The organism is Sphingomonas sp. FUKUSWIS1 (assembly GCF_000733135.1).
GTDB lineage: Bacteria > Pseudomonadota > Alphaproteobacteria > Sphingomonadales > Sphingomonadaceae > Sphingomonas > Sphingomonas aerolata.
In genome coordinates this window covers 753-11335 of the sequence record NZ_JPJC01000277.1, presented here as the reverse complement: position 1 = coordinate 11335, position 10583 = coordinate 753, and the positions used below count along the sequence as shown (strand labels likewise).

Here is a 10583-nt window from a genome sequence, read left to right as displayed (position 1 = left end):
CCCTCTCCCCAACGGGGAGAGGGAGCAGAAGGGTCAGGCCGTCGCGGGCTGCTTCTTCGCGATCGACCCGAGCAGGTCGTCGAACGCCTTCACGAACGAGGCGACGCCCTCTTCGACCAGCGTGCCGGTCACGCCGGTCAGGTCGAGGCCCAGCCGCTCGGCTTCCGCCAGCACATGCTTCGCGCCGTCGACATCCGCGGTGATCGTCTCCGCCGCAGTGCCATGGTCGCGAAACGCGTCCATCGTCTTTGGCGGCATCGTGTTGACCGTGTCAGGGCCGATCAGCGTGTCGATGTAGAGCGTGTCGGGATAGCTCGGATCCTTGACCCCGGTCGACGCCCACAATAGCCGCTGCGGCTGAGCGCCCTTGGCGGCGAGCGCCTGCCAGCGATCCGACTTCAGGAAGTCGAGATACCATTGATACGCCATCTTGGCGTTGGCGATCGCGACCTTGCCGCGCACCGCCTTCAGCGCATCCGCCTCGGCATCACCCTTTTCGAGCCGTGCATCGATCTGCTTGTCGATCATCGTATCGATCCGGCTGACGAAGAAGCTCGCAACGCTGGCGATCTTGTCGATCGGCTTGCCCTCGGCAACGCGCTTCTCGAGTCCTGCGGCATAAGCCTCGGCGACGCGGACATAGGCGTCGATCGAGAACAGCAGCGTGACGTTGACGTTGATCCCTTCCGAGATCGCAGTCGAGATTGCCGGGCCGCCCGCGAGCGTCCCCGGGATCTTGATCATCAAGTTCGGCCGGTTGACCGCCGCCCACAGCTTGCGCGCCTCGGCGATCGTCGCGTCGGTATCGTCCGAGATATAGGGCGACACTTCGAGGCTGACATAGCCGTCCTTCGCGTCGAGCCGGTCATACACGGGCTTCAGCGTCTCCGCCGCCGCCTTGATGTCCTGGATCGCGAGATGCTCGTAGCGGTCGATCGTCGCCGCGCCGGGATTCTCCTTGTCGAACTTCGCGAGCGTCGAGTCATAGGCGTCGCCATGCCCCATCGCCTTTTCGAAGATGGACGGGTTGGAGGTGACACCGGTCAGCCCGTCCTCATCGACCAGCTTCTGGAGACCGCCGGCCTCCAGGAACTTCCGATCGACGAAATCGAGCCACACCGCCTGGCCGAAGCCTTCGAGATCGTTGAGCGCACCCATCACTTGGTCTCCATAACCTGGCGGGCAACCTTGACGACATTGTCGACGGTGAACCCGAACTTGTCCTGCAGTTTGGCGAGCGGTGCCGAGGCACCGAAAGTCGACATCGTCACGGTCGCGCCGTCGAGCCCGACATAGCGATCCCAGCCGATCGACCCGGCCATCTCGATCGCGACGCGGGCGCGCACGCCCCGCGGCAACACGCTTTCCTTGTACGCGGCGTCCTGCAGCTCGTAGCGATACCAGCTCGGCATCGACACGACCCGGCTCTTCACGCCGTCCGCGACCAGCTTCTCATGCGCCTCGACCGCCAGCGACACTTCGCTGCCCGTCGCGATCAGGATCACGTCGGGCGTGCCGTCACAGTCCGCAAGGACGTAGCCGCCCTGCTCGACGCCATCCGCGCTCGCATATTTGGTCCGGTCGAGCGTCGGCAGCGCCTGACGCGACAGGATCAGCGCGGCGGGCGTGCTGGCGTCCTTCAGGACCGCCTTCCATGCCGCGACAACTTCGTTCGCGTCGCTCGGACGGATCGTGTCGAGCCCGGGGATCGCGCGCAGCGTGGCGAGATGCTCGATCGGCTGATGCGTCGGGCCGTCCTCGCCGACGCCGATCGAGTCGTGCGTGAACACCCAGACCGCGCCGACCTCCATGATCGCCGACAGCCGCACCGGTGCACGCATATAATCGACGAAGACGAGGAAGGTGGAGCCGTAGGAGCGCAGATGCGACAGCGCCATGCCGTTGACGATCGCGCCCATGCCATGTTCGCGAATGCCGAAATGGAAGTTGCGGCCGGCATAGTTGTTCGCCTCGAACGAGGGCTGGCCCTTGATGTCGGTCTTGGTCGACGGCGCGAGATCGGCCGAACCGCCGATCAGCCACGGCACCTTGGCGGCAATCGCGTTGAGCACCTTGCCACCCGAATCGCGGCTGGCAACACCCTTGGGATCGGCCTCGAACACCGGAATGTCCGCGTCCCAGCCCTCGGGCAGCTCGTCCTTGAGCAGCAGCTCGAGTTCGGCCGACAGCTCGGGATATGCGTCACGATACTTGTCGGTCAGCGCGACCCATTCGTCGCGCAGCTTCGCGCCACGCTCCGCGATCGCACCGTTGAAATGCTCGATCACGCCATCGGGTACGTAGAAGGACTTGTCCTCGGGCCAGCCATAGGCCTGCTTGGTGAGGCGGATATTCTCGTCGCCGAGCGGCTCACCATGCGCCTTCTCGCTGCCCGCCTTCGGGCTGCCATAGCCGATCACCGAATGCACGACGATGAAGGTCGGCTTGTCGGTCGTCGCCTTGAACGTCTCGATCGCACGGCTCAGCGCGGCGGTGTCGTTCGCGTCGTCGACATGGATGACGTTCCAGCCATAGGCGTCGAAGCGCAGGCCGACATCCTCGTCGAACGCGAGATCGGTCGCGCCCTCGATCGAGATGTGGTTGCTGTCGTAGATCCAGCACAGATTGCTGAGCTTCAGATGCCCGGCCATGCTCGCCGCCTCGGCCGAGACGCCCTCCATCATGTCGCCATCGCCACAGATGGTGTAGACGTCATGGTCGAACAGCGTGAAGCCGTCCTTGTTGTAGCGCGCCGCGAGCCAGCGCTCGGCGATCGCCATGCCGACCGAATTGCCGCAACCCTGGCCGAGCGGGCCGGTGGTGGTCTCGACGCCCGTGGTGTGGCGATATTCGGGGTGACCCGGGGTCTTGGACGAGAGCTGGCGGAACTGCCGGATGTCCTCGAGGCTGACCGCCTCCTTGCCGCTCTTCTCGCCGTCCGCGCTGATCTCTTCGATCTTGGCGAGGTGGATCAGCGCATAGAGCAGCATCGACGCATGGCCGACCGACAGCACGAACCGGTCGCGATTGGGCCAGTCGGCGTGCTTGGGGTCGTAACGCAGGAATTTCGACCAGAGCGTGTAGCCGACCGGCGCGAGCGCCATCGGCGTGCCGGGATGGCCCGAATTGGCCTTCTGCACCGCGTCCATCGACAGCGTGCGGATCGTATCGATCGTCAGACGCTCGGGCGAACCGTCCTCGTGCAGGTTCGGATCCGCCTTCATCGTGGGGGCGGTTGCGGTATCGGTCATGAAAGAAAGCCTCGCTCTAGACGGTGACCGAACGCCGCGCATCCGATCTGGTTGCCAACATAGGATGCCTTTAGGCGGATGCACCCGAGCGTTCCAGTCGCGTAACGACGCCTTTCGATGCAATATACGCGGCATCGACCTCGTCGAGGAACAATCCGTGGCCCAGCACGCCCGGAATCGCCGCCAGCACCGCAGCGAGCGCGTGCGGGTCCTCGAGTGCCGGAAATCGGCAATCCGCGACAAGATTGTCCTGATCCGTCCGATAGTTGGGCCGAATCACCGGCGCTCCGCCAAGGTCGGCCAGCACGCGCATCACATAGCCTCGCGCGAAGGGCAGCAGTTCGACCGGCAGCTTCGCCGCACCGATCCGTTCGACCCGCTTCGATCCGTCCGCAATCACGACCATCCGTGCCGAGCTTGCGGCGACGATCTTCTCGCGCAGCATCGCCCCGCCCGCGCCCTTGATCGCGAAACAGCACGCATCGATCTCGTCCGCGCCGTCGATCGTCAGGTCGACCTGCGCGATATCGGCAAAGTCGAGCACCGCGATACCCACCTGCCGCGCCAGCGCGCCGCTCGCCTCGGACGTGACGACCGCGCGGACGTCGAGCCCCGCCGCGACCCGCTCGCCGAGCGCGCGGATCGCGAACGCCGCGGTCGACCCGGTACCCAGCCCGACCAGCATCCCGTCCCGAACCTCCGCCACCGCCGCCACCGCCGCCGCCTGCTTGTCGTCATCGATCATCGTCACACGCCTTTCAAAGCAGCTGCGCCCGTTTCAAACCACTTGCCCCCGATCAAGTCCAACCGCGCCCTTCCCTCCCGTTCGCCCCTCCCGCTCGCCCGCCCCCCTCCTCCCGTTCGCCCTGAGCGAAGTCGAAGGGCATGCCCCAGGAGAAGGTGCTTCGACTTCGCTCAGCACGAACGGGGGGGGGACGACCGAATAAACGCAACGAACGGAGTAGGGGGTAACGGACGGATCAGGGAACAAACGGATCAGGAGAACGAACCGCCCCGGGGATCATCCTAACAGCCCCCCAAACCACCCGTCATCCTGACGAAAGTCAGGATCCAGAGCCACCAAAGATCCCCTCGCCGCTTGGATCCCGCCCTCCAGCACCACAACCGACCGCGATAAAACCCCGCCACGGAAACACCAGAAAACACCCCACCAACAAACCAGGTTACTCTTTCTTCCCTATTTTTCGCGTCCGCTTTTCAACTGACATACTTCTGGTACATCCGCATGGTTTAGCCGGCCCTCATCTGATCGCGGATACCCCACTTGATAGCCAAACGACTTACCCCTTGGCGCTACGCCGTGATGGCACCCGCGCTGATCGGCCTCGCGGCCTGTTCCGGTGGCGGCGGCGATGCCGCAAAAGGCAAGGGCAAGGGCGGTCAGCCGGGTCAGGGCACCCCCACCGTCGGCTATGTCGTCATCCAGCCGTCGAGCGTCGCGATGACCACCGAACTCAGCGGCCGCACCACCGCGTTCGAAAGCTCGGACGTCCGCCCCCAGGTCACCGGGATCATCCGCCGCCGCTTCTTCACCGAGGGCACGCTCGTCAAGAAGGGCCAGCCGCTCTACGAGATCGACCCGCGCCTCTACCGCGCCGCCGCCAACGAGGCGCAGGCCAATCTGCAGAGCGCGCGCGCCAATGCCGAGGCGCAGGGCATCCTTGCGCAGCGGTACAAGCCGCTCGCCGAGATGGAAGCGATCAGCAAGCAGGATTACACCAACGCGATCGCGACCTCGCGCCAGGCGACCGCGTCGGTCGCGCAGACCCGCGCCGCGCTCGAGACCGCGCAGATCAACCTGAAGTTCACGACCGTCCCCGCGCCGATCACCGGGAAGATCGGCCGCTCGCTGTTCACCGTCGGCGCGCTCGTCTCCGCGACGCAGACCGATCCGCTGTCGCAGATCCAGCGGCTCGACCCGATCTTCGTCGACATCCAGCAGGCCTCGGGCGACCTGCTCGCGCTGCGCCGCTCGCTCGGCCAGAACGGCATCGTCCCGACCCGCGCCGAGGTGCGCCTCAAGCTCGAGGACGGCAGCGATTACGGCGCGACCGGCTCGGTCGAATTCGCCGAGGCGCTGGTCAACACCGAGACCGGCACCGTGACGCTGCGCGCACGCTTCCCCAACCCGCAAGGGCTGTTGCTGCCGGGCATGTTCGTCCAGGCGAAGTTCGCGCAGGCGATCAACCAGCGCGCCTTCCTCGTGCCGCAAGCGGGCGTCGCGCGCGACGCGAAGGGCAATGCGACCGTCTATGTCGTCAGTGCCGACAACAAGGCGGTGCAGAAGACGATCAAGGCCGACCGGACGCAGGGCCCCTATTGGGTCGTCACCAGCGGGCTCAACCCCGGCGACCGGATCATCACGCAGGGGCTGTCGAAGATCGCCCCCAATCAGAGCGTGAAGCCGGTCCCCGAAAACACCGCGCAAAAGATCGAAGCGCCCAAGGGCGACTCCTCGGGTGGCGATAAGGCCAGCCAGAAAAAGGCCGGCTAGACCCTTATGTTATCCCGTGTCTTCATCGATCGCCCGATCTTCGCCTGGGTGCTCGCGATCATCGTGATGCTCGGCGGCATCGGCGCGATCATGAGCCTGCCGATCGCGCAATATCCCGACGTCGCGCCGCCGCAGGTGACGATCCGCGCGACCTTCCCGGGCGCCAACGCGCAGACGATCCAGAACAGCGTGACGCAGGTCGTCGAACAGTCGCTGACCGGCATCGACGGGCTGATCTATTTCAGCTCGTCCTCGTCGTCGCGCGGCTCGGTGACGGTCACGGTCACGTTCGAAAAGGGCACCGATCCCGACATCGCGCAGGTCCAGGTCCAGAACCAGGTCCAGCAGACACTGTCGCGCCTCCCCACCCAGGTGCAGCAGCAGGGCCTCGTCGTCCGCAAGTCGAACCCGGACAACCTGCTGATCGTCGGCGTCTATGACGAGACCGACAAGCTGACCAACCAGGACGTCTCGGACTATCTCGTCTCGAACCTCCAGGATCCGCTCGGCCGTATTCCCGGCATCGGCGACAGCAACGTGTTCGGCGCGCAGTACGCGATGCGGATCTGGCTCGACCCGAACAAGCTGGCGAGCTTCCAGCTGATTCCGAGCGACGTAACGACCGCGATCCAGGCGCAGAATACCGAGGTCGCGGCCGGCGAGCTCGGCGGCCAGCCCCAGCCCGACACGCAGATGCTGAACGCGACCGTCACCGCGCAGTCGCGTCTCCAGACGCCCGAGCAGTTCGCCAACATCATCCTGAAGACGACCAATACCAGCGCGACGGTCAAGCTGCGCGACGTCGCGCGGATCGAGCTGGGCGCCGAAAACTACAACGCGCGCAGCCGCGTCAACGCGCATCCGGGCGCGGGCATCGCGGTGCTGCTGGCCCCCGGCGCCGACGCGCTCAAGACCGCCGAGCTGGTCAAGGCCTATGTCGAGAAGTCGGCCAAGAGCTTCCCGCCCGGCCTCAAATTCGCTTACGCCAACGACACGACCAACTTCATCAAGCTGTCGATCGAAGAAGTCATCAAGACGCTGATCGAGGCGGTCATCCTCGTCGTCATCGTCATGTTCGTCTTCCTGCAGAGCTGGCGCGCGACGCTGATCCCGACGATCGCGGTGCCGGTCGTGCTGCTCGGCACGTTCGGCGTCTTCTATCTCGCGGGCTTCTCGATCAACACGCTGACGCTGTTCGGGCTCGTGCTCGCGATCGGCCTGCTCGTCGACGACGCGATCGTCGTCGTCGAGAATGTCGAGCGGCTGATGGAGGAAAATCCCGACATGTCGCCGCGCGAGGCGACGATCGAGTCAATGAACGAGATCACCGTCGCGCTGGTCGCGATCGCGCTCGTCCTGTCGGCGGTGTTCCTGCCGATGGCGTTCTTCGGGGGGTCGACCGGCGTGATCTACCGCCAGTTCTCGCTGACGATGGTGTCGGCGATGGTCCTGTCGGTGCTCGTCGCGCTGATCCTGTCGCCCGCGCTGACCGCGACTTTGCTCAAGCAGAAGAAGAAGGATGCCGACGGCAATCCCGAACAGAGCTGGGGCGAGCGCAAATTTCCGAAGGTCGCGCATTTCTTCACGCGCGCGGGCGACAAGTTCAACGACACGTTCGAAAAGGGTACCAGGAAATACGTCGGCGCCGTCCAGTCGGTGGTCAATCGCAAATGGCTGTTCCTGCTGATCTATGCCGCAGTCGTCGCGCTGCTCGCGGTGATGTTCCTCCGCCTGCCCACGGGCTTCCTGCCGACCGAGGACCAGGGCACCGGCATCGTCCAGTTCCAGCTGCCCGCAGGCGCGACGCAAGGGCGCACCTTCGCGCTGCAGAAGCAGATCGAGAAATATTACTTCACCAACGAGAAGGCCAATGTGAGCACGATGTTCACCGTCAGCGGCGGCGGTGGCGGTGGTGCGAGCGGGCAGAATACCGGCCAGGGCTTCGTCTCGTTCGCGCCGTGGGAAAATCGCGAGGGCAAGGAGAATACAGCCGAGGCGATCACCGGGCGCGCGGCCCAGGCGTTCGCAGGTTTCCGCGATGCGCAGGTCTATTCGCTTGTCCCGCCGGCGATCCGCGGTCTCGGCTCGTCGAACGGCTTCACGATGCAGCTGCAGAACAGCGGCAGCCTGAGCCAGACCGAGTTCAACGCCGCACGCGACAAGCTGCTCGCGCTCGCCCGCGCCGATTCCTCGCTGACCGCGATCCGCCTGACAGAATTGCCCGACGTCGCGACGCTGCGTGTCGATGCCGACCAGCAGAAGCTCTCGACGCTCGGGCTGACCCAGGCGAACGTGAACTCGACGCTGTCGACCGCCTGGGGCGGCCAGTATGTCAACGACTTCATCGACCGCGGCCGCGTCAAGCGCGTCTATGTCCAGGGCGACGCGCAGTTCCGCGCGGCACCCTCGGACCTGAGCCAGTGGTTCGTCCGCGGATCGAACGGCCAGATGGCGCCCTTCTCCTCGTTCGCGCGGACCAGCTGGTCGCAGGCACCGACGACGCTGTCGCGGTTCAACGGCATCTCGTCCTACGAGATCCAGGGGTCGGGCGCGGCGGGCGTCAGCTCGGGCGACGCGATGACCCGGATCGCCGAGCTCGCCGGGAAGATCCCCGGCACCTCGGTCGCGTGGTCGGGGCTCTCCTACCAGGAACGCCTGTCCTCGGGTCAGGCGCCGATCCTCTACGGGCTGTCGCTGCTCGTCGTTTTCCTGTGCCTCGCCGCGCTCTATGAAAGCTGGTCGATCCCGATCGCGGTGCTGCTCGTCATCCCCCTGGGCCTCGTCGGCGCGATCCTCGCGGTGACGCTGCGCGGGCTCATCAACGACGTGTATCTCCAGATCGGGCTGCTGACGACGATGGGGCTCGCGGCGAAGAACGCGATCCTGATGATCGAGTTCGCCGAACAGGAAGAGCGCAAGGGCAAGCGCGTCATCGAGGCCGCACTGTCCGCCGCCAAGATCCGTCTTCGTCCGATCCTGATGACGTCGTTCGCGTTCATCCTCGGCGTGCTGCCGCTCGCGCTGTCGACCGGCGCGGGTGCGAACAGCCGTATCGCGATCGGCACCGCGGTGGTCGGCGGGATGCTGACCGCGACCCTGCTCGCGATCTTCTACATCCCGCTGTTCTTCGTGCTCGTCCGCCGCGGCGCGCGCGACGGCATCGCCAAGCTGCGTGGTCGACCGACCGGCTTCCACGGCGGCGAGGATGACCATGACGGTCGCGATTCCGAAAAGCTCGGTCCTCCCGAACAACCAGGCCCCCACCGGCCGGAGCCCGCATGATGCGTTCGCCACTCCTGATCCTCGCCGCGTCGACCGCGCTCGCGGGCTGCTCGCTTGCCCCCAAATATGTCCGGCCCGAGCTGCCGACGCCGGTGTCCTGGCCGGTCGGCGACGCCTATCTGCGGCAGTCCGAGGCGGCGCTGCCGGCCTTCACCTACCGCGACGTGTTCCGCGACCCGCGGCTCCAGCAGATCATCGTCCAGGCGCTCGCGAACAACCGCGACCTGCGCGTCGCCGCGGCGAACATCGCCGCGACCCGCGCGCAATATCGCATCCAGCGCGCCGACCTGCTCCCCCAGATCGATGCGAGCGGCCGCTACAGCTATTCGGGCGGCGGCAATGGCGCGCGCAGCACCGCGACCAGCAACACGGGCACAGGCACGGGCACCGGCGGCACAGGAACCGGGACAGGCACCGGCACGGGCGGGACCGGCACGGGGACCGGCGGCACCGGCACGGGCGGGACCGTCGTCAGCTCGTCCAGCTCGAACAGCGCCTTCTCGGTCGACCTCGGCACCACCGCGTTCGAGCTCGACCTGTTCGGCCGCATCCGCTCGCTCACCGGTGCCGCGCTCAACCGTTATTTCGAGACCGAGGCCGCGGCGCGCGCGACCCGGCTGACGCTGGTCGGCGACATCGCCGACGCGTGGCTGACCTATGCCTCGGACCAGAGCCTGCTCCGAATCGCGCAGGACACCGTCGCCAGCTCGCAGCGCAGCGTCACGCTCACTCAGGCGCGGCTTCGCGGCGGCGTCGCGCCGCGCACCGACTTGCGTCAGGCCCAGCAGATCCTGTTCACCGCGCAATCCGACCTCGCGACTCAGAAGACCGCGCTCGCCCAGGATATCAACGCGCTGCAACTGCTCGTCGGTGCGCCGGTCGACGCCGCGCTCCTCCCCGCCTCGATCGAGCAGGCGCTGCCGACCGTCGCCACCCTGCCCGCCGGCCTCGACAGCGGCATCCTGCTCCGCCGCCCCGACGTCGTTCAGGCGGAATATGAGTTGCGTGCGACCAATGCCGAGATCGGCGCCGCGCGTGCCGAGCTGTTCCCGCGCGTGTCGCTCACCGGCCTGCTCGGCTTTGCCAGCAGCGCGCTGACCTCGCTGTTTTCGGGCGGCGCGTTCAACTATTCGGTCGCGCCCTCGATCAGCTACCCGATCTTCCGCGCCGGCGCGGGCGTCGCCAATGTCGAATATACCAAGGCGCAGCGCGACGCCGCGCTCGCGACCTACGAAAAATCGATCCAGACCGCGTTCCAGGAAACCGCCGACGCGCTCGCGCGCCAGGGCACGATCGCCGATCAGCTCGCCGCCAACGTCAATTTCGCCGCGGCGGCGCAGGACACCTATCGCCTGTCCGACGCGCGCTATCGCGGCGGGATCGACACCTTCCTCAGCTCGCTGGACGCGCAGCGCTCGCTCTACACCGCGCAGCGCAACCTCGTCGCGACGCAGTTGGTCGGCGCGAGCAACCGCGTCACGCTCTACCGCGTGCTCGGCGGCGACTCGACGCTCGAGGCGACCGCCAACGGACCG

At 66.3% G+C, this 10583-nt stretch carries 6 protein-coding genes; 3 read left to right on the top strand and 3 right to left on the bottom strand.

The features are described 5' to 3' along the window. Positions 1 to 33: 33 nt before the first annotated feature. The 3 genes from tal to rpiA form a co-directional block, all read right to left on the bottom strand. The gene (tal, locus tag sphsw_RS17670) at positions 34 to 1158 is read right to left on the bottom strand and encodes a transaldolase (protein ID WP_031441768.1); all 1125 of its coding nucleotides are present in this window, start codon (positions 1156 to 1158) and stop codon (positions 34 to 36) included. After that, the gene (gene tkt / locus sphsw_RS17665; RefSeq protein ID WP_031441767.1) at positions 1158 to 3251 is read right to left on the bottom strand and encodes a transketolase; all 2094 of its coding nucleotides are present in this window, start codon (positions 3249 to 3251) and stop codon (positions 1158 to 1160) included. Before tkt ends, tal begins: the two co-directional genes overlap by 1 nt. Before the next feature lie 70 nt (positions 3252 to 3321). After that, a complete protein-coding gene (rpiA, locus tag sphsw_RS17660) occupies positions 3322 to 3996 on the bottom strand; it encodes a ribose-5-phosphate isomerase RpiA (RefSeq protein WP_031441766.1) in 675 nt (224 codons plus the stop codon). Between the two features lie 579 nt (positions 3997 to 4575). Here rpiA and sphsw_RS17655 point away from each other — a divergent pair. The 3 genes from sphsw_RS17655 to sphsw_RS17645 form a co-directional block, all read left to right on the top strand. Continuing rightward, positions 4576 to 5766 (top strand): efflux RND transporter periplasmic adaptor subunit, encoded by a 1191-nt coding sequence (locus tag sphsw_RS17655; protein ID WP_031441765.1) that lies wholly within the window; start codon positions 4576 to 4578, stop codon positions 5764 to 5766. 6 nt (positions 5767 to 5772) lie between these two features. After that, positions 5773 to 9048, top strand: coding sequence for a multidrug efflux RND transporter permease subunit (locus sphsw_RS17650; RefSeq protein ID WP_042467751.1), 3276 nt, complete (start codon positions 5773 to 5775; stop codon positions 9046 to 9048). Next, positions 9045 to 10583: efflux transporter outer membrane subunit (locus tag sphsw_RS17645; protein WP_031441763.1), on the top strand; the 1539-nt coding region annotated here is incomplete at its 3' end. The genes sphsw_RS17650 and sphsw_RS17645, both read left to right, overlap by 4 nt.